The organism is Paenibacillus oleatilyticus, from assembly GCF_018998565.1.
Lineage (GTDB): Bacteria > Bacillota > Bacilli > Paenibacillales > NBRC-103111 > Paenibacillus_G > Paenibacillus_G oleatilyticus.
The window spans coordinates 200,050-222,538 of record NZ_JAHNZO010000001.1; the positions used below are offsets into that span (position 1 = coordinate 200,050).

Consider the following 22,489-nt stretch of genomic DNA (forward strand, 5'->3'; position numbering starts at 1 on the left):
AGGCGCGGGCTTCCGGCCACAACCGCCTCGCCCGCATGCCGCTCCGCCGCTACCTTCCGGCTCGGCTCCGCTCGATTCGCGTGCCCGCCGCTTCGTAGCTTCGCGCCGTTTCCTCCGGCAAATACGGATCGGTCACGATCACGCCGATTTCGGACAGCTTCGCGAACGTGATCAGCGCGCACTTGTCGAACTTGCTGTGGTCCGCCACGCAAAACACCTGCTTCGCGGAATCGATCATCGCCCGTTTTTGCCCGACGTGGGAATGGGTGAAGATCGTGAACCCGTACTCCGGGTGAATCCCGGTCGTAGACAGAAACGCCTTCTGCACGTTCAGCCTGCCGAGAAATTCCCCAGCTTCTTCGCTGACCAGCATATTCCGGCTGCGGAAGCCGCCGGGGACGACCAGCCTCACGCGGTCCTTCTTGATCAGCTCGCTGATGATGTGCAGATCGTTCGTAATGACCGTCAGCGGCGCATTGTCGAGCAGCTTGGCCATCTCCAGCGTCGTGCTGCCGCTGTCGAGCGCGATAATGTCGTTCGGCTCGACGAACCGCAGCGCCCACTCCGCCGCCTCCCGCTTCTCGTCCGGATGCTTCGGATTCGGTGCGAGCCCGGCAAGCAGGCCGGAATAGCCTTCATTGGCCAGCACGGCGCCGCCATGCGTCCGGTGCAGCAGTCCTTTACTTTCCAGCTTCTCGAGATCCTGCCGGATCGTCTTGCCCGTCACCCCGAGCTTGCCCGCCAAATCCGCGACGGATACCTCGCGGTGCGCCATGAGCAGCTCCATAATTTTCTCGTATCGTATGATGGCCGACATCGTTGTCCCCCGCTTTGCGAATCGCTTCCTTCACACAATCCGCACCCATATTTTTGCTGCCCCTATGGTAACACAGCTTCTTCGGGAAAACCAAGCATCCCCTGCAAATCCACCCGTTTGCCCACTCCCTCCTTCTTGCGAACAGACTCCGCCGTAAAATCCGAAACTCCGTGACGCTGCTGTACGAAAAGTGTTATAATATGGTCTAATGTAAGCAATGAAGAAATATGGAAGGATGGAGCGTCATGAACCCTCTTGCCCAAAGTTTAAATGAGACCATTCAAAAGGAAAGCCCGCACGTCTACGAGATGCTGTCCGAGCTCGGCAAACAAATTTATTTTCCGAAGGTCGGCATCCTGAGCCAATCCGCCGAAGCGAAGGCGAAGGCCAAGAAGTTCAACGCCACCATCGGCACGGCGCTGGAAAACGGTCAGCCGATGCATCTTAAAGTCATCCAAGATACATTGTCCGCTTACAATCCGAAGGACATTTACGAATATGCCCCGCCGGCGGGCAAGCCGGAGCTTCGCACCGCATGGCGCAGCAAGATCATCGAGGAAAATCCGTCCCTTCAGGGCAAAAACCTCGGCAATCCGATCGCGACGAACGCGCTAACCCACGGACTAAGCATCGTGGCCGATTTGTTCGCAGGTCCCGGAGACGCTGTCCTAATTCCGGATAAAAACTGGGAAAACTACGAACTGACCTTCGGCATTCGCCGCGGCGCCGAGCTCGTATACTACCCGCTTTACACGGAAGACCGTCTGTTCAATGCGGCAGGGCTGCGCGACGCCCTTCTCGCGCAGAAGAACAAGGGCAAAGCCATCGTCGTTCTGAACTTCCCGAACAACCCGACCGGCTACACGCCGGGTCCGGAAGAAGGACGCGCCATCGTAGCCGCGATCAAGGAAGCGGCGGAAGCTGGCATCAACGTCGTGGCCGTCACGGACGACGCTTACTTCGGCCTGTTCTTCGAAGATTCGCTGCACGAGTCGCTTGCCGGCCAATTGGCGGGGCTTCATCCGCGCGTGCTGTCGGTCAAGATTGACGGCGCAACGAAGGAAGAATACGTGTGGGGTTTCCGCGTCGGTTTCATTACGTACGTCGGACAAAGCGATGCGACGCTGGCGGCTTTGGAGCAAAAAACGATCGGCATTATCCGCGGAACGATTTCCAGCGGCCCGCATCCGTCCCAAACGTTCGTGCTGCATGCGCTGCAATCGCCGGACTTCAAAGCCCAGAAGCAGGAGAAGTTCGACATTATGAAAGGCCGCGCCAACCGTGTCAAAGCGCTGCTGGATACCGGCAAATTCGATCAGGTTTGGGACTACTACCCGTTCAACTCCGGCTACTTCATGTGCCTGAAGCTGAAGACGGTCGACGCCGAAACGCTGCGCCTGCACCTGCTCGACAAGTACGGCGTCGGGACGATCGCCCTCGGCGAAACCGATCTCCGCGTCGCCTTCTCCTGCATTGAGGAAGCGAATATCGACGAGCTGTTCGAAACGATCTACCAAGGCGTTCTGGATCTCCAGAATGTTGCCGCGAAATAAGAAAAGCTTCTTATCGAAGCCTATTCGAGGAAGATACATTCGTGTTTTAGAGGAAGCTTTTCTTGCGATATAGAATTCAATCAGCTCCGCTGATAGCTTATAAATTCTATATCTAAAAAACGAAATCCGTAAAAGCCGGGGTTCGCAAGAGCCACCGGCTTTTTTTGCATTTGCAGTCGACCGAAAATGAATGTTACAATAAACCTACGTTAACACCTCGGTTAAGTGAGATTTTGTCCGAAAGGAGGAATGTGGATGACAGCATGCCGACATAAGCACCCTCTTCATGTCCTTTTCGTGCTGCTAACCGGTCTGTTCCTCACGTTCTCCTGGTTCATCCCGATTGCCGAAGCGGAAAATCCGCCGCTCACGCGCTCGATGACGATGGGCCAATCGGGCGCCTCCCACGTTGTCTCCACCGCTTCCCGTCAGCAGACGGACAACGACATGCACACGCCTGTGTCAGGCATGCCGTATCTCCGTTCGGGAGCGATCCGATTTCCCATACCTGCCTTCATCTTGGAGCGGCGCTCCGACCGTTCCATCTTCCTCCTGCTCAAGCAACAGCTCCTGATGCCCTTAAAATTTACGGTGATTACGTACCTCGCTCCCCAAGTTTGATCGTTTACGGGCTCCGGCAGCCGGACCCGCAATTCAAAACTTGGGAGGAGATTCCATGACAGACATCCGAGAGTCCGATCTTCCGGGAATCGGACGAAAATTTCAACTGCACGCACGCGGAGGCGATAAACTGGTCGTGGTCGTCCACGACGACGGAAGAAGAGAGCTGTATCATTTTGATCCGGACGATCCGGATGAGACCGTCTCCACGGTAACGCTGGACGACGACGAGGCAAGAATGATGGCCGGTATTATCGGCGGGATGAGCTATCGGCCCAAATCGCTCGAAACGATGGAAGTGGCGCTGGACGCTTTGGTCGTGGAATGGTTTAAGATCGAGGCCGGCGCAGGCAGCGTCGGGCAGACGATCGGCGGGCTGAACGTCCGCAAGCAAACGGGAGCGACGATCATCGCCGTTGCCGAGAAAAATCATACGCACTGCATTAATCCGGGCGCGGAGTACCGGCTTAACGCGGATTCGACGCTCGTCGTCGCAGGAGAACGCAAGCAATTGAAGGCGCTGAAGGAGCTCCTTCAGCAAGGGAGCCTGTAGCCTATGGAGCACATCGTTCTAGAGATCGGGCTGGCGATTTGTCTCATTGCCGCTGCGGGCTGGCTTTCTACGAAGCTGCGATTTTCCGTCGTTCCGTTTTACATTTTGATCGGGATGGCGGTCGGCCCCCATGCGCCGAAGTTCGGGGCATTCGATTTCCGCTTCATCGACAGCGCTCCGCTGATCGAATTTATGGGCCGCCTCGGGGTGCTGTTCCTGCTCTTTTATCTCGGACTGGAATTTTCGGTCGGCCGGCTGATCAAGTCCGGGCGCTCCATCGCGGTCGGGGGCACGATCTATATCGCGATTAATTTCACGCTCGGGTTGCTGTTCGGCTGGCTCTCCGGATTCCCGCTGAACGAGACGCTGGTCATTGCCGGCATTACGACGATTTCCTCCAGCGCGATCGTCGCCAAAGTGCTCGTCGATCTGAAACGGACGGCCAATGCCGAGACGGAAATGATTCTGGGCATCATCATGTTCGAAGACGTGTTTCTGGCCGTCTATATCTCCATCCTGTCCGGACTGCTGCTAAGTGGAGCCACATCGGTAGGAGGCATTATCCTGTCCGCGCTCCTCTCGCTCGGCTTCATGCTCGTCTTCCTGATCGTCGGGCGCAAAGCGGTGCCTTGGCTGAACCGCTTCCTGAATATCCGGTCCAACGAAGTATTTCTGCTGTTCGTCTTCGGATTTTTGACGGTCGTTGCGGGCTTCTCCGAAACGATTCATGTCGCGGAAGCGATCGGGGCGCTGCTCGTCGGACTCGTACTGGCCGAGACCGAGCACAGACACCGGATCGAGAAGCTGATTCTTCCGTTCCGGGATTTCTTCGGGGCGCTCTTCTTCTTCAGCTTCGGCTTGACCATCGATCCACTCACGCTCGGCGGCGCCGTTTGGCTCTCCTTGGGAGCGGTGCTGCTGACGCTCATCGGCAATTACGTGGCGGGAATGCTGGCCGGGCGAAGCGCCGGGCTATCCCCGAAAGCCTCGTCCAACATCGGGCTGACGATCGTCTCCCGGGGCGAGTTCTCCATCATTATGGCCAATCTCGGCAAAGCCGGCGGACTGCTGACCGTCCTGCAGCCGTTCGCCGCGCTGTACGTGTTGATTTTGGCGATTCTCGGACCGCTGCTGACGAAGGAATCGAAGCTCGTGTACGGCATGCTGAATCGTTGGTTTAAATTCGATACAACGGCAGCTGCGCCGCCGGACCGCTCCAAGGCGCAGGAAAACCATCCGGTCTGACGACGCAAACAAGCCTGACGTAAGGGGTCGCTCCCTTTTCGTCAGGCTTGTTTATTTTTCCTTAGATCAACAAATTAAACAAGTTCGGGTCCTTATTAATCTCACTGAACCGCAGCCCTCGCTGCTCCATCCGTTCGATCAGCGGACCGTAATCGTCCTTGTGCTTGAGCTCGATGCCGACAAGCGCAGGACCGTTTTCTTTGCTTGTTTTCTTCGTATATTCGAACCGCGTAATATCGTCGGTCGGTCCGAGCACGTATTCGAGAAACTCCCGCAAAGCGCCTGCGCGCTGCGGAAAATTGACGATGAAGTAATGCTTCAGGCCCTCGTAGATGAGCGACCGCTCCTTGATTTCCTGCATCCGGTCGATGTCGTTGTTGCCGCCGCTGATGACGCACACGACATTTTTGCCGGCGATCTCCTCGCGGTAAAATTCCAACGCCGACACCGACAGCGCTCCCGCTGGCTCCGCCACGATGGCGTTCTCGTTGTACAGCTCGAGAATCGTCGTGCACACTTTGCCTTCCGGCACGACGATGATATCGTCGAGGAACTCGCGGCAGATGTCGTACGTCAGCTCGCCGACCCGCTTGACCGCCGTGCCGTCGACGAATTTGTCGATCTCGCCGAGCGTGACGATCTCGCCCGAATCGACCGATTGCCGCATCGAAGGCGCTCCGGTCGTCTCCACGCCGACGACCCGGGTGGACGGGCTGACGCCCTTAATATATGTGCTCATGCCGGCAATGAGTCCGCCGCCGCCGATCCCGGCGAATACGTAGTCGACCGGCCCCTGCATGTCGTTCATCAGTTCCAGGCCGACGGTGCCCTGCCCGGCAATGACCTTCGGATGATCGAACGGGTGAACGAACGACAACCCTTCGCGTTCCCCGTAATCCAGCGCTTCCCGCAGCGAATCGTCGAAGGTGTCCCCGCTCAGCACGACGTCGACGAACGGTCCGCCGAACAGCTTGACCTGCGATATTTTTTGCCGCGGCGTTGTCGTCGGCATGAAGATTTTGCCCGGAATTTGCAGCGCTTTGCAGGAATAAGCCACGCCTTGGGCATGGTTGCCGGCGCTGGCGCAGACGACGCCTTTGCGCAGCTTGTCTTCCGGCAGGCTGCGGATCATATTGTAGGCGCCGCGAATTTTGAACGAGCGGACCACCTGCAAGTCCTCCCGCTTCAAAAACACGTTGCAGCCGTATTTTTCAGATAAAATGAAATTTTTTTGCAAGGGAGTCTGATATACGACGTCCTTCAGCAGATGGCTGGCGACGAGAATATCCTCTAGTTTGATATGCTGTGCGGTCATAATTGCTTTTCCTCCAACCCGGTGTACGTAAGTCTCGCGCCCGGCAGTACGGGCTTGCTCGCAATTTCTCCTAATTATACACCGTTCGGCGCATCTGTCCATCCCTTATGTCCAATTGCCAGGATAACCCGCCGCTGATGTTGCAAAGCGCTGAATGATCGGGTACGATGGCGGTATCGGGGCATGAACTCCACGCTTTTATATGAAACCATTTCATAATATTGGAGAAATTTATGAAAATAACGACGCTAATCGAAAATTTGAAGAATGATTCACAAGATTTAATCAATGAATCCGGCTTATCGCTTTACATAGAACAAGATAACAAACGCATCCTGTTTGATACTGGAAAAACCGGCAGCTTTATTGCGAATGCAAAGAAACTGGGAATTCGTTTGGAGGATGTTGATGCCGTAGTCCTTTCTCATGGTCATCATGATCATGGCGGAGGTCTTCTGCCGTTCTTTAAGGTAAACAACAAAGCCAAAGTCTATATGAAAAGAAAAGCTTCAGGAGATTATTATTTTCATATCCTAGGTTTTAGCAAAAACATTGGCATCGATAAAAAAGTATTCGAGGAGTATTCCAACCGAATTGCTTATATTGATCGTTTTACCGAAATCATGAATGACATTTATATTATTACAGACATCGAGGAGCATGATTTGACCCCGAAGGGAAATAAATATTTATTTGCCCAAGAAGGGAATAAGCGGGTTCGAGATCAATTCGAGCATGAGCTCATGATGGTGATCAAGGAGCAAGACGGGATCAGCCTATTTACAGGATGTTCCCACAAAGGCACTCCCAATATGATACGAGCCGCCAGAACTATTTTCCCTAGTCTAGATATTAAAGCCGTGATTGGCGGCTTTCATCTCATGACGATACCGATGCTAACTTCATTCAGCGCTTCCCAGGAAGAGATTCAAGTGATTGCCCAGATGATCATCGACGAAAATATCCAAAAAGTATATACCGGGCATTGCACAGGGGTAAAAGCTTACAAAAAATTAAAACAGATTTTAGGTTCCAAAATCGAGTATATTCGAACAGGATCGCAGATCCACGTTTAAAAAACGGACCTTCCGGCAGACATCTGACATGGCTGCGGAAGGTCCGTTTCCCGTTGCAATTCTAACCTTTTTTAATCGTTCTCTCTCATTTATCGAATGATGATGGTGTGGACGAGTTGGTTTTTGCCTCTCAGCTCCAAGGTACGTCCTGCGGTCAGCTGGCTGACGTCGCCGGAAATGTAAACCTCGGAAGCGATCGAGTAGACCGCCGTTTGCACGCCGCCGCCGTTCACGTTTTGGTTAATCGAAACGGTGGCGAGTCCGCCTTTGGAGTTCAGCGTGTAGCTGTTCAGCGTTCCCGTTACCGTGAAGTCCGTTTGCTGCTGCGGATCGTTCGTCGTGTTCAACACTTCGACGTAGATCGCTTTGCCGCCGTACGTGCGGATCAGCACCTGATCGCCCGTACGCAGGTCGCCGGGAGCTACGCGGGAGCCGCTGCGGAATACGAATACGTTCGAATCCAGCTCGACGTTCAGCACCTCGTTGTTTTGCAATTTAACCGGCAGCAGGTTGTTGTTCAGCGTTCCGTTCACCGTGCCTTTCACCGATGCGCGGTCCGGCAGCTGGCTGCCCGTACGATCCAGCAGCGCGGCAAGCTCGGCGCGGGTAACCGGTTTGTTCGGACGGAACGTGTTATCCTCGTACCCGTCGATCAAGTTTTTCTCGATCGCCACGGCCACGTAGCCTACGGAGCCGGCGGAAATTTTGTCGGCATCGCGGAACGGAAGCTTGGCGTTCATTTTCGCTTTGGCTTCGTTCTGCAGCTTCATCGCTTTGACCAGCAGCGTTGTCGCCCACAGGCGGTCCGCTTCTTTTTCCGGCTGGATCATGTCGTCCGTCTCAGTGAACAAGTCGTTTTGCAGTGCGACGGAAACGTAGCCGGTCGCCCACGGATATTTTTGCTTTAATTTGTCCGCATCCTTGAAGTTCAGGTTAGCCGCTTTCGCATCGGCCGATTCGGCTTGATCGCGCAGCCCCATCAAGCGGACCGCAGCGGTAATCGCCTCGATGCGGGAGATTGTTTTGCGCGGCTGGAACGTGCCGTCCTCGTAGCCTTCGAATACGCGCTTGGAAGCGAGAGAAGCGATGTAACGCTGCGCCCATTCCACGTCCTTGCCCTTCAGATCGTCAAACGTCAGCTTAATATTGATATTAACATCTTTGTCAAAGTCCACTTTTTTCTCAATCTTGTCGCGGTTATCCCGGTCACGGTCTTTGTCCTTGTCATGACCTTTGCCTTTGCCGTCGGCGAAAGCCGCGGTCGATCCGCCCAGCACCATCGCCAGGGTCAATCCGGAAATTACTGTCTTCTTGAACGCTTTGCTCATCATTCATTCTCCTTTGCCGAGTAGGTTGAACCGCAGGCCGGCTCCTGACGAACACACGGACAGCACAAGGCCTGTCGCCTCGAATAGCGGAGGAGTCCGTCGCCCGTCGATTTCGCGAGCAGCTGCGATATATGATATGAGTATGAAAAGAAGATGTTTCAGAACCTTCGCGAAGAGTTCCTTGATCACTTACACCGTTCGCCCTCCAGAAAATGTTTAGGGGGGTCACTTTAGATCGTCTGCCAAAAATGTTAAACTTATCTGCATACCCCCGGGATTGTCCGTTTTTGGACCCCTTCCCGGCTTCAACCATAAATGAGAGATAAGGAGAGAGAGATGAAACTTAGCGGCAAAAAGCTGACGGTTGTTCTGGCCCTGGTGGCCTTGGTCGCCCTGGCTGCGGTCTATACGTTCCTGCAGCGGAGCGCGCCGGACAAGCCGTCTCCGAACCCAACGGCAACGGCAGGCAAAGACGATTCGAACGGCGGCAAGAGCACAACCGCCTCCAAGACGGACAACAAACTACCCGACACCCCGACGGAGCAGACGGATATCGTCGTGATCGGCAGCGAGCTGGAAGGGCTCTATTTGGCCCGCGCCGCGGCGGACGAAGGATTGAAGGTCAAAATATTGGACCCGCGCAATGCATTCGGCGGCCAAGTGCTGCAGGGAGAGATGCTGTTCCTGGACGAAACCCGCGACGATCAGCACCGGCTGCTTGTCCAAGGCCGGGCCAAGGAGCTGTTCGACGGCTTCCGCAACGGCAAAATCCGCAAGCTGAAGGAATTCGAGCAATATTTTGACAAGCTGAAAAAGGATATCCCCGTCGAGCAAGGGATCAAGATCGAGAGCATTGAGCAAAATCCCGGCCAATTCGGCGGGCAGGTATTAAACGGTATCGTCTACACGACCAAGGACGGCCAGAAGAAGCGGATCGCCGCCTCCTATTGGGTGGAAAACACCGATTACGCCGCAATGGTCAGCAAGCTTCAGGCGACCCGGATGCCGGGCCTGGAGAAGTTCTATGGGCAAAATAACATCGAGTATATGAGCTCCGGCATGATGATGAAGTTCAAAAACGTCGATTGGGCGAAATTCCAGCAAAGCTTCAACAATATGCCGAAGGAAGAGCGTAGCGCCAAATTCGGCTGGGGCTCGGTGGACAACAGCTTCGCCATCAGCCTCTCGGGCATGACGAGCAAGTACAAGCCGACGAACGACCGCGTGTTTCTGCGCGGGCTGAATGCGGTGAGCCAGCGGGACGGCGAAGTGATCATCAACGCTTTCCTGATCTATACGGTCGATCCGTCGGACGACAAATCGGTAGCCGATGCGATGGAGCTCGGGAAGAAAGAAATCCCTCTGATCCTGAACCATTTCCGCAAAAGCTTGCCCGGCTGGGAGAAAGCGGAGCTGAACGGGTTCCCGAACTACCTGTACATACGCGAATACAACCATTACGAGACGGACTATGTACTGAAGCCTTCGGACATGCTCGGGGCGAAAATGTTCTGGGACAACGTGAGCATCGGCGGCTACCCGCTCGATCTGCAGGGCACCAGCGCGAACAAATGGGGTATCGAGATGGGCCGTCCGGACAAATACGGGATGCCGCTGCGCAGCTTCCTGCTCAAAAATTACGACAACGTCATTATGGCCGGCAAAAACGTCGGCGCCTCCGCCATCGCTTACGGCAGCGCGCGCATTCAGCCGAATACGAGCCTGGCGGCCGAATCGATCGGCGTCATTCTGGGGCAAATTCAAGGCAAGAAGAAGCTTCGCGAGCTGAAGGAAGCCGACATGCCGCAGCTTCAGCAGTATCTGGCCTCGAAGTATAACATCAAGCTGACCGGCGTCACCGGCACCAACAAGCTGGCCGGCTGGTCGGCCGACGAAATCGCCAAGCTCGATACCGGCGAGATCGTTTATGCGTCTTATGTGAAAACGCGCAAAAAATAACAAGCAAGCCCTCCTTCGCCGGATCACGCGTCCGGTTGCGGGAGGGCTTTTTCGTGTGGCGGCCATGCGCCTCCACCTTTTGACACATCAGGCAAAACGGAGTACAATGTTTTAGTTCAAAGTTTGAATTATTCATAGACAAAATTATTAAGAGCTAAAACTCAAAGGGGGGGCCGTCATGCGGGAGCAAGGGCTTCATGCGTCCACAGAGATTGAAAAATGGACCCGGCTGGCGATGCGCCGATGGATCTCCGAAATGGGGGGCCGGCTAAAGCACGGTCTGCCGATTCAGCAGTACTACTTGCTGGAAAGCCTACGGGCGAACGGAACGATGCGCTGTACGGAGCTGGCCGAAACGCTGCAAATCACGCTGCCGGCCGTGACGAACCTCGCCAATAAACTGGTCGCCGGCGGGTATGCCGAGCGGGCGCATAATGAGACGGACCGGCGGGTCGTCATGGTGACCATCACGCCGAAAGGTCTGGACGCTTTGAGCGAGTTGGACGAGAAAGCGGCGGAATTGGTCGAGTGGTTCTGGCAAGGGCTGGAGCCGGGCGAAACCGCCGAATTGACCCGGCTGCTCCGCAAAGCGGTCGAGTATAGAACGGCTGTGGATAAAGACTAGAGAACGGGCTTCCGTTTACCGGAGAACCCGACAGCAGGGAGAAAAGGAGAGAAATAGCATGGCTTCGCTTGAAAGCACCGAGAAACCCGTGCCGTTTTGGCCGGTCATGATCGGTATTTTTTTCGGCTCGTTTCTGGCGATTCTGGGAACCAGTTCCATTAATGTGGCCATTCCGATCTTAATGCAGGATTTTCATACCGATTTAAATACGGTACAGTGGACGCTGACCGGATTTATGCTGGCGACCGGGGTCATTGCGCCGATCACCGGCTACCTGGGGGACAGGTTCAGCACCAAATATTTGTATGTCGCGGCCCTGATCGGGTTTACCCTCATGTCGGGGCTGTGCGCCGTCGCATGGAATATTCATTCGCTGATCGTGTTCCGCATTCTGCAAGGGGCCTTCAGCGGCATGGTCATGCCTGCGACCATGACGATCATTTATCAAGTCATTCCCCGAGAACGGCAGGCGTTCGCCATCAGCATGTGGAGCTTGTCGGCAATGCTGGCTCCGGCGCTCGGCCCGTCACTGGCCGGCTGGCTGATTCAAACGTTCGACTGGACCTGGCTGTTCTTGATCAACCTGCCGTTCGGCGTCATCGCGATCGCGCTTGCGATGAAGCTGATTCCGTATTACCGCTTGACGACGCCGAAGCCGTTCGACCTGTTCGGCTTTCTGGCCGTCATTCTCAGCAGCTCCGCGCTGCTTATTGCGTTCAGCGAAGCGCACGCCTGGGGCTGGGGGTCTTGGCAGACGATATCCCTGCTGGCCTTCGGAGCGTTGACGCTGATTGCCTTCGTCCTTTACGAGCTGCGCAAAGCCGGACCACTGTTGAATCTAAGAGTATTTGCGTATTCCCGGTATACCTACAGCTTGATTCTTAGCTGTATCATCACGATCAGCTTGTATTCCGGGACGTTCCTGACGCCGGTGTTTCTGCAAAATATACAGCATGTCTCGGCCTTCGATACGGGCTTGATTCTCCTCATCCCGTCGCTGGCGATGGCGGTCTGCATGCCGATTACCGGCAAGCTGTATTCGCGGGTAGGACCGATGCCGCTTATTTTGTTCGGGATCGTGCTGATCGGCGTCGGAACGTTGGCTATGGCCCATCTCAGCGTCGATGTGACGCACGGTTATATCATCCTGTGGATGACCGTCCGCAACCTCGGCATCGCCTTCTCGACCATGCCCGCTTCCAATGCCGGCATGGAGGTCATTCCGCGCGAGCTGACCGGGCACGCTTCCTCGGTGAACAACTGGATCCGCCAAGGGTTCGGCTCGTTCTCCATCGGCCTGTTCACCTCGATGCTCGCCTCCCGCGTTGCCGCGCACAGCCTGGAGCTCGGCAAGGCCGGCGGGCTGAACGGCCAACAGCTGCAGCAGCAGGCGTTCACGTTGAGCGTCAACGACGTATACATGGTCGCTACGGTTGTCGTGCTGATCGGCTTGCCGCTGGCCTTGACGCTGGGAAAGCAGCGCGGCCAAAAACAGCCGGAAGCTGCCCCGGGCCCGGGCTTATCTCAAAAGACGTCGTAAGCAAGCTGACGCAGACTGGTTTTGTACTTACCCCCCACCTAAAAAGGGACGGTTTCCTTCGACCAAGAAGGAAACCGTCCCTCAGTGTATTGAGAAGCCCTAGGAAGTAGAAAAACTCAGACAAATAGAGGTGGGGTATATCCCGTAAGAGTTTACGTTCGCCTTTGAAACCCGTGAAAATACCGCCAATTTTAATCAAGTTCACGGGTTTCAAGAGCGGCTGGAGGGATATACCCCACCGGCGTATGCAGAGTATTTCTACGTGAAGCGGGTTTCCCAACAAACTCAGGGACGGTTTCCTCGACTAAGAAGGAAACCGCCCCTTTTGCTTTCATCTATAAACGCAGCCCAAAAGCCACACGTATCGTTGACCCTTCGAAGGCTACGTCCCGAATCGCCACATGCCTCGGCATATAAGCGTTTAGATCAACCTGAATCGGCTGGAGGCTCAGCCATTCGCCCGGTACGTTAACGTCCCGGATGACGGTGCCGGTATGGACGGCCGTCAAATACGGCTCCTTCCAGACAAGGTCGAAGTTGAGCCGGGCGCCAACTTTCCAGCGGTCTTGAAGCTGCATTGTCACGTCTGCCGCGAGCCGATCCCCTTCAAGAAAAAACCTCGCTCCCGTCAGCTTGACGCCGGGCCGCAGCTCGGCCCGGCGGGAAAGCGCCTTTTTCAGCAGATCGCCAACCTCCTGCTCCGTCAGCACCGCCTCCGGCTTGCGGTTGATTACCATGGCGGCGAGCTTTTCGCGCACCGGAAGATCGTCATACGACAAGTCCAGCTCCGCTTGCGGCTGCGCGTACCATAATGCCCCGGCGACCAGCAGCGCACCCAGAATTACGATCGTGACGATCCCTTTGAAGAGCGATCTCATTTCACTTCCCCCTTACAAGGAGCCGGTCCTAACCTGAGTCCAATGCCCTCTCCCGGAGTTTGACAGGCGGAAGCGACGGCTCATTCGTTACTTTTTCGGTTTACCCGACGGATCGCGCTTTTCCTTGAGCCAGCGCGGCGCTCCTTTGTTTTTGCGGTCCCGTTCCCGGTCCGCCTTGCGTTTATCCGGGGCAGCCGGGGCCGGGGGACGACCCGTGCCAGCCTGCGCCGGCTTTGCGCTCTTGCCTTCCGTACGGGGGAGCTTCGGAGCTCCCGCCTGGGCAATGCGCGCTTCAGGGTTCTCCCTTCCCGACGGCGCTTCGTCCGGCATCCGACGTTCCACGAGCTTCTTCGCTTCCCGGCGAACGGACCGCTCCTGCTCCGGATCAACGACCTTCCCATGAAACATCGTCCGCCGCTTGATCTCGATACCGAGCGATTTGGCAAATTTATCGATAATGAACTGCTCCCGCGGAGTAATGATCGACACGGCCGTGCCTTTGCGGCCCATCCGTCCCGTCCGGCCTACGCGATGCACGTAATGATCCGCATCGATCGGCGGGTCGAGGTTGATCACATGCGTCACCTGCGGCAGGTCAAGCCCCCTGGCAGCTACGTCGGTCGCGAGCAGCAGCTGGAATTTGCCGGCGCGGAACGCTTGCATTGCCTTGGCCCGCTCCTGCTTGAAGGAATCGCCGTACAGGCCTTCGACCGACAGGCCGACGTATTGCAGCTTCGACACTGCTTCCCCGATATCGTCGGTCTCATTGACGAACACGATCGCGGCCTTCGGGTTATACAGCCGGACGATCCGGCGCAGCGTATCGATTTTGTCCCGTTCCTGACATACGAAATACAAGTGCTCCAGCGTTTCCGAGGTGCGCTGCGCCGGATTTACCCGGACGTAGACCGGCTCGCGCATCCAGCGGTCGATGACATCCTGCAGCGGCGGCGGAAACGTCGCGGAAAAAAACAGCAGCTGCCGGTCGCGCAGCATGCCTTTGAACAACGCCTCCACATCCTGCATGGACCCCAGCTCGAACACTTGATCGACCTCGTCGACGACGACCGTGCGGATGCTATGCAGCTTCAATTTGCGGAGCTTGACCAGCTCCTGCACGCGGCCGGGCGTCCCTACCACGATCTGCGGCTTGAGCTTCAACCGGTCGATCTGGCGCTCGATGGAGGCGCCGCCGATCAACTGCTGCACGCGAACGTCGCTATCCTTCACGAGCTGCTCCAGCGTCTGCACGATTTGCATGCCGAGCTCCCGCGTCGGCACCAGCACAAGAGCTTGTACCTCTCTTGCGCCCGTGTCTATTTTATGGAGGAGCGGCAGAGAATAAGCCAGCGTTTTCCCCGTACCGGTCTGCGATTGCGCAACGACATCTTTTCCTTCAAGCGCGATCGGTATCGCTTCCGCCTGTATGTCCGACGGCTCCGTAATGCCGAGCTCCTGCAGCCGTTTGACATACTGCGGAGCGATATGTAAAGCTGCAAACCCCGTATTCATTCGATCATCCTCTCTTCCCTTTCGTTTCCTTAGTATACCAGAATATGCGGGCGATTGCCCTACCCGGCAGGGAGACAACCGCCTTACCGCTCCCGGCCTTCCGCCTGTTCCCGTTTGCTTGCAATCCATCCGAACACCGCATCGAGCGCGCGTTCGTCGTCCTCCTTCGGAAAGCGGTGCCCCAGCCCGTCGTACAGCTCCATCGTGTATTCCTTCCCGGCCCGCTCCAGCGCCGCTCCCAGCTTGCGCGCCTGCTCAACGCTGACCTGCGCATCCGCCGTACCGTGTACGATCATAACGGGCACGCGGATCGCATCAACCCAACGGACGGGCGACCGCCGCTCGTAGCACTCGGCCTGCTTGCGTGGATGGCCGACGACCCGCTTCAGCATCCGCCTCAGATCGACCCGCTCTTCATACGTATCGAGCAGATCGCTTACGCCGCCCCAGACGACGACCGGACCGGCGCCTTCGCACTCTTTGGCCGCCAGCAACGCCATCAGCGCGCCGCGCGAGAAGCCGATCAGCGGAACCGGTCCGGACTGCACCTCCGGCAGCGATTGCATGAGGGTAATGGCATGATGCACGTCAAAGCGGTCTTCGCCTCCGAAGTCCTCCCGTCCCTCGCCGCCTTCGTTGCCCCGGTAAAACGGCGCAAAGACCGCGTACCCGCGCCGCGCCATCGAAAAAATGCGCCGTTTGCGCACCATCCCGACCTTACGGATGCCTCCCCGGCAGTAAATTAAACCGGGAACGGGTACGGCGGCATCGGGCACGGCAAGATAACCTTTCACCTGAAGTCCTTGGCTAATATATGTCAGCCGGTAAAGCGATATGCCCTTCGCCAGGCTGCGGAGACTTTCCCTCTGCACCAGCGTGCCGTCGGCCGGAACGCCGCCGGTTAACCCGCTTTGCGGAAGGTTTGTATCGGTAGGTATAGGCATGTTCGGTTCACTCCATTTTTTGACACAAAGTCGTTCCGGCGTTACACTAAGATGTATTATGACCGGAAAGGTGGATTTTCAAATGAATTCCCGTTTTGCCGCCGAATTCGAAGGGCTGGTCGAGAAATATGCCGAGCTGCTGACCGGCGACGCTTCCGCCGAAACGGTGGAAAAAATTAAAGTTTGGGCGATCTACAACCATATCCATAAAACGATGCCGGCTCTCGCCAGCCATTGGAATCAGCAGCATCCCGAGGGCAAAGCCGACGTCCGGAAGCTGTTCGAAGAGGTCCGGGACCGCAACCAGAAGTTTAAGGCAGCCAATCAACAGGCGGAAGCCAAGCCTGAGCCGGAAGCCTGATCGCTGCGGACCTATGCTTCCTTTACCATACCCTGCACGAAGACCGAAAAGCAATGTGCACTCGGTCTTTTTTCTTAAGCGCATTCTCATGTCCGCTAAGGCGAGCCAAAGAAGACCGCCGCCCCTTCGAGGGTGCGCGGTCTTCTCGTATATCCCATCTTGCGGTTTCGAGCCATTCAGCACCGCACGCCCTAGCCTTACCGATTCAGCTTGCAGCTATTTCTTGTTAAGCATTTTATAGGCAATACCGTCGAACAGCCGCGGAAACAACTGATACAGCTTCACTCCGGCAGCCGCCATCAACGGCAGGTTCACCTCGGGCGTGCCCCGCTCGATCGCTTTCAGCACCGCCTGAGCGACGCGCTCCGGCTTCAGCATAAACCATTGGATGTTTTTTACGTAGCTGCCCGAAGGATCAGCCCGCTCGAAAAACGGCGTATCGATCGGCCCGGGGTTGACGGCGGTCAGACGAACGCCGGTGCCGACAAGCTCCTGCCGCAGACAATTGGTCAAGCCGAGCACGGCGTGCTTGGTGGCCGAGTAGCCGCTCGACTTGGCCGAGCCGATCTTCCCGGCCATGGAGGCAATGTTCACAATATGGCCGCTCCCCTGCTTAAGCATGGAAGGCAGCACTGCTTTCGTGCAGCGAACCGTCCCCATATAATTGACATCCATCATGCCCTCGAATTCGCTTAAGGGCGCCGTCACGAACGAATCGAACACGCCGTAACCCGCATTGTTAATCAACATGTCGATCCGGCCGTATTCGGCGATCACCCGATCCATCGTTGCCGTTACCTGCTCCGCCGACGTGACATCGAGCGGATAGATCCCGTGCTTACCCTGTATTTTAGCGGACGCTTCCGCCAGCTTTTGCTCCGATCGCGCCATCAGCACAGGAACGGCTCCCCGCTGCGCCAGCATCTGCGCCATCAGCGCGCCGATCCCGCTGGACGCTCCCGTGATTACCGCGATTTTGCCCTGAAAATCCATCCCCCGGTTCCCCCTGTCTTCTTTTCGAACAAAAAAAGCGAAGCGCTCCCGGCGTTATCGGAACCGGAGAAGCGTTCGCTTACAGCTTACACGTTATGGACTCGTCATTTCAACTGTAGGGCATACCGCTTGGTTAAGCGATAAGCACTTGAATATCCAACTCGCCGATGCCTTCCATAATCAGCGGGATCGTCAGCGCCTTTTGCGCGTTGAAACCGGCCGCATGCGCGGAATGAAGCATCTTGGGCGGCGTAATATCGACGCGAACTCCTTGGTTGAACAGCATCGTGCTGGCATTGCCGCTGATCATATTGCTGAGCTCGGAAATGGCGCTTTTGCCGATGTCGTTCATTTCGGTGATCGAGAATCCGCCCATCATGGCGGACACGACCTTGAGCGCGACTTCCTCGTGCAATCCGAAGACGATGTCCCCTTCCATTTGCCCGGTCATGCCGATTTGAATCCAAATGTATTTCTCAGCAAACTTCACGTCTTTGATGCCGAGCTGTCCGGTGGTCGGTCGTACATTGGCGACTTGTTCGATGACGATTCTGGCCGACTCCAAAAACGGGTTGATAAGCTCTGCCTTCATAAGATGACCGGTCTCCTTTTTTCGACAATATGCCGCAGATCCATAGGACTTTTTTGTTATTTCATTATACCTAAATTCATGCTTCAAGTATAGAACTTTTGTCGCGTTTTGTGTGAAATATAACAAAAAGCACAGGATTGAAGCACCTTTCAAAGAAACGGTCTGATTCTTTATACATGCTACAAGTCCCTACGCCCGGGAACTTCGTCGGAGTCGGCTTTCTCCGGCAAGCAAGGCTCATACATCATGATAGCGTGGTTCTCGGCAACGAACTGTTCGTCCAGCCAGCGCCCTTCCGCATCGAACCGGTTGCGGCTAATGACGTTATGGCGAACATATCCGCCCCACCATTCCTGGGTAATCCAGTGCCTGGTTTCGGCAATCTCATAACGGTGCGATGCCGGACTGTCGGCCCGCCATTCTCCGACCAAGTCGGTGTCCGTCAGCCAAATTCGGAGCTGGTAGCACATCTCCGTGCGATTCTCGATCTGCAGATCCAAGTAATTATAAAAGCAAGTCGCCCCCGTTCCGAAAGGCTGCTTTCGTCCCGCATCGGGAAAGACGTCGTATCCGTGCCGGTATCTCTCCGTAACGGTAAGCGGTGTGTGCAGCGTCATCCAGTAAATCAGATTGGAAAGCTGACATAAACCGCCTCCCACTCCGGACCGGACCGTGCCGTGATGCAATACCATCCCGTCCACGTAGCCTTGACGGCGGGTCGGTTTACCGATCGTCCTCCAGTACGAGAACGTTTCGCCCGGCTGAAGGATCAGACCATCGATCCGCTGCGCAGCCAGTCTCAAGTTGATGATCTTGTTGTATTGAAGCTGCATCTCCACATTCCGAAGCTGTCGAAGCAGCGGCGTACGGTGGGTGAAATGAACGTGCCGCAGCGGTTCGTCCCGGCGCAATCGCGCAAAGCGTTTATTTCCGAGCATCCAGCTCACGCGGCGGCGCAGCCGGTAATACGCAATGCCTGCCGCCGTCCGCCATCGGCTGCGGTACTTCGGCTTCGGCACCGACGATGGACCGAACATCCGTCCTCCCCTCCCTACCTTCATTCTAGCAAAAACCCGGTCAGCTTACTACGACGAATCGACATATGCGTCGAATTTTTGTCGAAGATGACAAAAGGCGGCCAAGCTCCCCGAACGGGTCTCTTCGCCGCCTCCTTTATTGCTGCCAACCGTAGCTGTCGTAAAATATGCCCGCCAGCACGTTCTCGACCGCCTGGCGCACATGGGGAATCATATCTTCCGGAAGGCCGTCCAGCGGATACCATGCCATTTCGGAGCATTTGTCCGGTTCCCGGTTGTACGGCTCTCCCTCCCATCGCTTCACGGTCAGAAAAAAATCGATCCATTCGCCCGTATCCGAAAGCCGGTGCATCACACTCACCACTTCCAGATCGGCCGGGTCCACCCGGACGCCGCTTTCCTCCCATGCCTCGCGCGCTGCCGCCCGCTTCACTTCTTCGTTCCCGTCCACTTTGCCCGCTACGAGACTCAGCTTGCCATCCTCGTAGCCGGTGTTGGTCCGACGAAGCAGCAGCAGCTTGTTCTCCCGCACAAGGAGCAGATACACGGCGCTGTATATCCGAAACCACTCTTTTTCGGTCGTACTCATAAGCTGTCCTCCGCAGTCGTTTATCATAGGGTCGATCCTTAACAATCAAGCTTCTCCGTTCGTTCCAGAACCATTATACACCTCTTCGGACGGCTTTCACATCCGCAGCCCCATCGCATTGCCGGAGCTGTACCGCCGCAGGCCGCGGTGAAAGAACCATAAACCGGCCGCGGTCACGAGCCCCGTCATGCCCAGCGCCTGCAGCGTGAACGCAAGATCCGCTTCCCGCAGCAGTCCGATCGGCAAATAGCTGATGAATCCGGCAGGGATGACCGTGAACAGAACCAGCCGGCCCCAGCCGCTGAAAATGCCCGTCGGATAAGTGGAGAAGGTGAGAATCGCATTGAACAGCTGCTGGCCGATGCCCTCAGCTTGCCCGATGTAGAAGGCGAGCGACTGCGTCGTCACCACGAAGAACAGAAAAATGAGCATCGCGATGAGCAGCGCCAGCACGAATTTGAGCAGGCCAAGCGGCGAGCGGTCCCCGAACAATCCATACAGCAGCAGGGCGAACAGCACGTCCCCGATCGCGGAGACGGACATCCGGCTGACCAGAATATGAAGCAGCACCGGCTTCGGCTGCGTCAGGTACAGATCGAGCTGACCGCCCGCAACCAGCGAGGCCAGCCGGTACGCATTGCCGAACAGCACGGCGGACAGGCCGAAGCCGCCCGCGCTCACCGCCCACATCATCATCACGTCTTGCAGCTCCCAGCCGTTCACGACCGGAAACCGCTGAAAATAAAGCCCCCAGAAAAAAATCCAAACGACGTTGTTCACCATCATCATGCCCGCCGTCATCAGAAAGCTCAGCCGGAACTCCATGGCTCCGGTCAAATTGAGCTTCCAGCACGTCCATACGAACCGCAACAGCGGCATTATTTTTGAATTCTGGCGCAATTCCTTTCCCTCCCTTCTTTGCGGCTCAGCCGCCGTTGACGTTCAGCTTGCGGACGCCTTTCCGATAGATAAGCCAGACGACCAGCGCCAGCACGGCTACCCACGCCCACTGGACCGCCAGCATCGGAGCGAGATGGATTTCCTCCCAGCGGACCGCGGTTTTGGCCGGAAAATACAGGACGGCCTGAAACGGCAGCCAGCGGCATACCTGCTGCAGCGCTTCGGGAAATAGCTCGAGCGGCATCAGCATGCCACCGATCGTAAACAGCAGCTTATGGTACACGAACTCCAGTCCCCGCGTCTCCTCGACCCAGAACGCACACAGCGACAGCGCCATATTGAGCATAAAGTTGACGGTCATCGCACCGAAGCTCATGACGAAAAATCCGAGCCAGCCCCAGCCGAATGACGGAGGGCCGAAAAAGGCGAAGCCGAGCGCGAGGCCGACAGCGAGGTTCACCAGCAGCCGGACCGTCACTTCGCTTACATAAGCCATATAATGGTAGCCGATATAGCTGAACGGCCGCGTCAGCTTGTACCCGACATCGCCACTCTTCACTTCCTCCTCCACGCGGGTGCATAGGCTGGGAAACGCCATCGTCAGCGCTTCGGCGAACAAAATATACCAAATGATCTGCTCGAAGCTGTAGCCCGCGATCAACTGCGACCCTTCCCCGCGGTACGTCGTCTGCCACAATTGAATGAAGATGTACATGATGATGATCAGGAATATCGAGCGGATTAAAAAATCGAGCACATAAGCAAAATGATTCCGCAAGCTGATTCGCCCGATCGCGCCGTATTTCAGCAGCTTCGGACTCAGATTCATACGCTTCCCTCCCGCTCGTAAATATGCGTAATGATGCTCTCCATCGGAGGATCTTCAATCGTAATATCCGACACGCGGTACGCCGCGACCAGGCGGGAAAGCACTTCCTGGGCTGCGATCGCCGACGTATCGACGGAAAGCGCCAGCTCCTGATCCGTTTGCGTCAGCACTTCTACGCCGTCGTGCCGAAACGGCGGGCCCGGCTCCAGCAGCTTGAGCCGGATCGTCTTGCCCGTCAGCAGATCGCGCTTCATCGCCTCGACCGTATCGTCGAAGATCATTTGCCCGTGGTTGATGACAACGGCCCGCCTACACAACTGCTCGATATCTCCCGCATCGTGGGAAGTCAGGAACACGGTCGTCCCTTCCTCCCGGTTCATGAACCGGATAAGCTCGCGTATGCTTTGCTTCACCACTACGTCCAGCCCGATCGTCGGCTCGTCGAGGAACAGAATCTGCGGCCGGTGCAGCATCGCCGCCGCAATCTCGCAGCGCATCCGCTCGCCCAGCGACAGCTTCCGCACCGGAGTATGCAAATACGGCTCCAGCTCGAAACGGCGGACGAGATCGTCCCGCCGGGCGAGATAGTCGCCGCGCTTCAATTCGTAAATGCGGCTCATCAGCTCGAATGAGTCGGCGGGCGGAAGATGGTACCAGAGCTGCGATTTCTGCCCGAAGACGGAGCCGATCCGGTAAGCCAGCTTGCCGCGTTCCTTCCACGGACAGTAGCCGAGCACCTCCGCGTGTCCGCCGGACGGATGCAGAATGCCGGTCAGCATCTTGATCGTCGTCGATTTGCCGGCGCCGTTCGGTCCGAGAAACGCCAGCGTCTCCCCCTGCGGGACGGTCAGGTCGATGCCTTGCACCGCCGTCTTCTCGCTATACTGCGGACGCAGCAGCGAACGTACCCCGGCCTTGAAGCCTTCCTCCTTCCGTTTCACGGCGAACCGTTTCGTCAGCCCTTCGGCCCGTATCGCGTTCATGTTCCTCCTTCTCCTTTCCTCTGCTAAAGCAGAAAAGACCCCATACCGTTTCGCCTTGTCAGGCGGAACTTGCACGAGGTCTTTTATCCCTACGGTGTAGCGCGGCTCTATCGGTGGCGCGCCGGCTCCGCTTGGTTCGCCCGGCCGTTTGGCCGTCGGATCCCTAGAAGCCCTTCCACGTTAATTGTTATATACTACCACGCGATGTAAGGAATTACAAGATGCATTTTTGGTGCACG

Annotated in this window: 22 protein-coding genes; 9 read left to right on the forward strand and 13 right to left on the reverse strand. The window is 56.4% G+C overall.

The features are described from left to right. Positions 1 to 49: 49 nt before the first annotated feature. Positions 50 to 817 carry a DeoR/GlpR family DNA-binding transcription regulator gene (locus KQX66_RS00940; RefSeq protein WP_216788714.1) on the reverse strand — a complete coding sequence of 256 codons (768 nt, stop codon included), beginning with the start codon at positions 815 to 817 and terminating at the stop codon, positions 50 to 52. A gap of 245 nt (positions 818 to 1,062) precedes the next feature. Between KQX66_RS00940 and KQX66_RS00945 the strand changes: the two genes are divergently transcribed. From KQX66_RS00945 to KQX66_RS00960, 4 genes are all read left to right on the forward strand, one after another. Next, positions 1,063 to 2,370, forward strand: a complete 1,308-nt coding sequence (locus tag KQX66_RS00945; protein WP_216788715.1) for an aminotransferase class I/II-fold pyridoxal phosphate-dependent enzyme — start codon at positions 1,063 to 1,065, stop codon at positions 2,368 to 2,370. 255 nt (positions 2,371 to 2,625) lie between these two features. Beyond that, positions 2,626 to 2,991 carry a hypothetical protein gene (locus tag KQX66_RS00950; RefSeq protein WP_216788716.1) on the forward strand — a complete coding sequence of 122 codons (366 nt, stop codon included), beginning with the start codon at positions 2,626 to 2,628 and terminating at the stop codon, positions 2,989 to 2,991. 55 nt (positions 2,992 to 3,046) lie between these two features. After that, a complete protein-coding gene (locus tag KQX66_RS00955) occupies positions 3,047 to 3,544 on the forward strand; it encodes a cation:proton antiporter regulatory subunit (protein ID WP_216788717.1) in 498 nt (165 codons plus the stop codon). Between the two features lie 3 nt (positions 3,545 to 3,547). After that, on the forward strand, positions 3,548 to 4,789 hold the full coding sequence (locus KQX66_RS00960; protein WP_216788718.1) for a cation:proton antiporter: 1,242 nt from the start codon (positions 3,548 to 3,550) through the stop codon (positions 4,787 to 4,789). Positions 4,790 to 4,850: 61 nt separating this feature from the next. On the opposite strand, the gene ilvA is transcribed toward KQX66_RS00960, so the two are convergent. Next, a complete protein-coding gene (gene ilvA / locus KQX66_RS00965) occupies positions 4,851 to 6,104 on the reverse strand; it encodes a threonine ammonia-lyase IlvA (protein WP_216788720.1) in 1,254 nt (417 codons plus the stop codon). A gap of 233 nt (positions 6,105 to 6,337) precedes the next feature. On the opposite strand from ilvA, the gene KQX66_RS00970 reads away from it, so the two are divergent. Continuing rightward, positions 6,338 to 7,180, forward strand: coding sequence for an MBL fold metallo-hydrolase (locus KQX66_RS00970; protein WP_216788722.1), 843 nt, complete (start codon positions 6,338 to 6,340; stop codon positions 7,178 to 7,180). An 89-nt stretch (positions 7,181 to 7,269) separates the two neighbouring features. Here the strand turns inward: KQX66_RS00970 and KQX66_RS00975 are convergent, their stop codons facing one another. Then, positions 7,270 to 8,508 carry an S-layer homology domain-containing protein gene (locus tag KQX66_RS00975; RefSeq protein ID WP_054974323.1) on the reverse strand — a complete coding sequence of 413 codons (1,239 nt, stop codon included), beginning with the start codon at positions 8,506 to 8,508 and terminating at the stop codon, positions 7,270 to 7,272. Positions 8,509 to 8,844: 336 nt separating this feature from the next. On the opposite strand from KQX66_RS00975, the gene KQX66_RS00980 reads away from it, so the two are divergent. From KQX66_RS00980 to KQX66_RS00990, 3 genes are all read left to right on the forward strand, one after another. After that, positions 8,845 to 10,467: an FAD-dependent oxidoreductase gene (locus tag KQX66_RS00980; RefSeq protein ID WP_216788724.1), complete on the forward strand. Its 1,623-nt coding sequence runs from the start codon at positions 8,845 to 8,847 to the stop codon at positions 10,465 to 10,467. 178 nt (positions 10,468 to 10,645) lie between these two features. After that, positions 10,646 to 11,092 (forward strand): MarR family winged helix-turn-helix transcriptional regulator, encoded by a 447-nt coding sequence (locus KQX66_RS00985; protein WP_216788726.1) that lies wholly within the window; start codon positions 10,646 to 10,648, stop codon positions 11,090 to 11,092. A gap of 58 nt (positions 11,093 to 11,150) precedes the next feature. Then, positions 11,151 to 12,632 (forward strand): DHA2 family efflux MFS transporter permease subunit, encoded by a 1,482-nt coding sequence (locus KQX66_RS00990; protein ID WP_216788728.1) that lies wholly within the window; start codon positions 11,151 to 11,153, stop codon positions 12,630 to 12,632. A 335-nt stretch (positions 12,633 to 12,967) separates the two neighbouring features. Here the strand turns inward: KQX66_RS00990 and KQX66_RS00995 are convergent, their stop codons facing one another. From KQX66_RS00995 to KQX66_RS01005, 3 genes are all read right to left on the reverse strand, one after another. Next, entirely contained in the window at positions 12,968 to 13,510 is a 543-nt protein-coding gene (locus KQX66_RS00995; protein WP_216788730.1) for a hypothetical protein, read from the reverse strand. Between the two features lie 87 nt (positions 13,511 to 13,597). Next, positions 13,598 to 15,022, reverse strand: coding sequence for a DEAD/DEAH box helicase (locus KQX66_RS01000; RefSeq protein WP_216788732.1), 1,425 nt, complete (start codon positions 15,020 to 15,022; stop codon positions 13,598 to 13,600). 83 nt (positions 15,023 to 15,105) lie between these two features. Continuing rightward, the gene (locus tag KQX66_RS01005; RefSeq protein ID WP_253956833.1) at positions 15,106 to 15,966 is read right to left on the reverse strand and encodes an alpha/beta hydrolase family protein; all 861 of its coding nucleotides are present in this window, start codon (positions 15,964 to 15,966) and stop codon (positions 15,106 to 15,108) included. Positions 15,967 to 16,048: 82 nt separating this feature from the next. Here KQX66_RS01005 and KQX66_RS01010 point away from each other — a divergent pair, with 82 nt between their 5' ends. Beyond that, entirely contained in the window at positions 16,049 to 16,327 is a 279-nt protein-coding gene (locus tag KQX66_RS01010; protein WP_216788734.1) for a DUF2573 family protein, read from the forward strand. 216 nt (positions 16,328 to 16,543) lie between these two features. On the opposite strand, the gene KQX66_RS01015 is transcribed toward KQX66_RS01010, so the two are convergent. From KQX66_RS01015 to KQX66_RS01045, 7 genes are all read right to left on the reverse strand, one after another. Beyond that, positions 16,544 to 17,320, reverse strand: a complete 777-nt coding sequence (locus KQX66_RS01015) for an SDR family NAD(P)-dependent oxidoreductase (protein WP_216788736.1) — start codon at positions 17,318 to 17,320, stop codon at positions 16,544 to 16,546. A 133-nt stretch (positions 17,321 to 17,453) separates the two neighbouring features. Then, a complete protein-coding gene (locus KQX66_RS01020; protein ID WP_010497894.1) occupies positions 17,454 to 17,912 on the reverse strand; it encodes a chemotaxis protein CheX in 459 nt (152 codons plus the stop codon). 179 nt (positions 17,913 to 18,091) lie between these two features. Continuing rightward, positions 18,092 to 18,949, reverse strand: a complete 858-nt coding sequence (locus KQX66_RS01025) for a VanW family protein (RefSeq protein ID WP_216788738.1) — start codon at positions 18,947 to 18,949, stop codon at positions 18,092 to 18,094. A gap of 136 nt (positions 18,950 to 19,085) precedes the next feature. After that, positions 19,086 to 19,538, reverse strand: coding sequence for an NUDIX hydrolase (locus KQX66_RS01030; protein ID WP_216788740.1), 453 nt, complete (start codon positions 19,536 to 19,538; stop codon positions 19,086 to 19,088). 96 nt (positions 19,539 to 19,634) lie between these two features. After that, complete coding sequence (locus KQX66_RS01035; RefSeq protein ID WP_253956834.1) at positions 19,635 to 20,438, reverse strand: ABC transporter permease; 804 nt, start codon at positions 20,436 to 20,438, stop codon at positions 19,635 to 19,637. Positions 20,439 to 20,463: 25 nt separating this feature from the next. Next, positions 20,464 to 21,267, reverse strand: a complete 804-nt coding sequence (locus KQX66_RS01040; protein ID WP_216788741.1) for an ABC transporter permease — start codon at positions 21,265 to 21,267, stop codon at positions 20,464 to 20,466. Next, the gene (locus tag KQX66_RS01045) at positions 21,264 to 22,250 is read right to left on the reverse strand and encodes an ABC transporter ATP-binding protein (protein ID WP_216788742.1); all 987 of its coding nucleotides are present in this window, start codon (positions 22,248 to 22,250) and stop codon (positions 21,264 to 21,266) included. The genes KQX66_RS01040 and KQX66_RS01045 overlap by 4 nt, the downstream gene beginning before the upstream one ends. Positions 22,251 to 22,489 lie beyond the last annotated feature (239 nt).

Coding starts and splice junctions, on each gene's coding strand:
- KQX66_RS00940 (WP_216788714.1), bottom strand. CDS start 817: ATGTCGGCCATCATACGATACGAGAAAATTATGGAGCTGCTCATGGCG.
- KQX66_RS00945 (WP_216788715.1), top strand. CDS start 1,063: ATGAACCCTCTTGCCCAAAGTTTAAATGAGACCATTCAAAAGGAAAGC.
- KQX66_RS00950 (WP_216788716.1), top strand. CDS start 2,626: ATGACAGCATGCCGACATAAGCACCCTCTTCATGTCCTTTTCGTGCTG.
- KQX66_RS00955 (WP_216788717.1), top strand. CDS start 3,047: ATGACAGACATCCGAGAGTCCGATCTTCCGGGAATCGGACGAAAATTT.
- KQX66_RS00960 (WP_216788718.1), top strand. CDS start 3,548: ATGGAGCACATCGTTCTAGAGATCGGGCTGGCGATTTGTCTCATTGCC.
- ilvA (WP_216788720.1), bottom strand. CDS start 6,104: ATGACCGCACAGCATATCAAACTAGAGGATATTCTCGTCGCCAGCCAT.
- KQX66_RS00970 (WP_216788722.1), top strand. CDS start 6,338: ATGAAAATAACGACGCTAATCGAAAATTTGAAGAATGATTCACAAGAT.
- KQX66_RS00975 (WP_054974323.1), bottom strand. CDS start 8,508: ATGAGCAAAGCGTTCAAGAAGACAGTAATTTCCGGATTGACCCTGGCG.
- KQX66_RS00980 (WP_216788724.1), top strand. CDS start 8,845: ATGAAACTTAGCGGCAAAAAGCTGACGGTTGTTCTGGCCCTGGTGGCC.
- KQX66_RS00985 (WP_216788726.1), top strand. CDS start 10,646: ATGCGGGAGCAAGGGCTTCATGCGTCCACAGAGATTGAAAAATGGACC.
- KQX66_RS00990 (WP_216788728.1), top strand. CDS start 11,151: ATGGCTTCGCTTGAAAGCACCGAGAAACCCGTGCCGTTTTGGCCGGTC.
- KQX66_RS00995 (WP_216788730.1), bottom strand. CDS start 13,510: ATGAGATCGCTCTTCAAAGGGATCGTCACGATCGTAATTCTGGGTGCG.
- KQX66_RS01000 (WP_216788732.1), bottom strand. CDS start 15,022: ATGAATACGGGGTTTGCAGCTTTACATATCGCTCCGCAGTATGTCAAA.
- KQX66_RS01005 (WP_253956833.1), bottom strand. CDS start 15,966: ATGCCTATACCTACCGATACAAACCTTCCGCAAAGCGGGTTAACCGGC.
- KQX66_RS01010 (WP_216788734.1), top strand. CDS start 16,049: ATGAATTCCCGTTTTGCCGCCGAATTCGAAGGGCTGGTCGAGAAATAT.
- KQX66_RS01015 (WP_216788736.1), bottom strand. CDS start 17,320: ATGGATTTTCAGGGCAAAATCGCGGTAATCACGGGAGCGTCCAGCGGG.
- KQX66_RS01020 (WP_010497894.1), bottom strand. CDS start 17,912: ATGAAGGCAGAGCTTATCAACCCGTTTTTGGAGTCGGCCAGAATCGTC.
- KQX66_RS01025 (WP_216788738.1), bottom strand. CDS start 18,949: ATGTTCGGTCCATCGTCGGTGCCGAAGCCGAAGTACCGCAGCCGATGG.
- KQX66_RS01030 (WP_216788740.1), bottom strand. CDS start 19,538: ATGAGTACGACCGAAAAAGAGTGGTTTCGGATATACAGCGCCGTGTAT.
- KQX66_RS01040 (WP_216788741.1), bottom strand. CDS start 21,267: ATGAATCTGAGTCCGAAGCTGCTGAAATACGGCGCGATCGGGCGAATC.
- KQX66_RS01045 (WP_216788742.1), bottom strand. CDS start 22,250: ATGAACGCGATACGGGCCGAAGGGCTGACGAAACGGTTCGCCGTGAAA.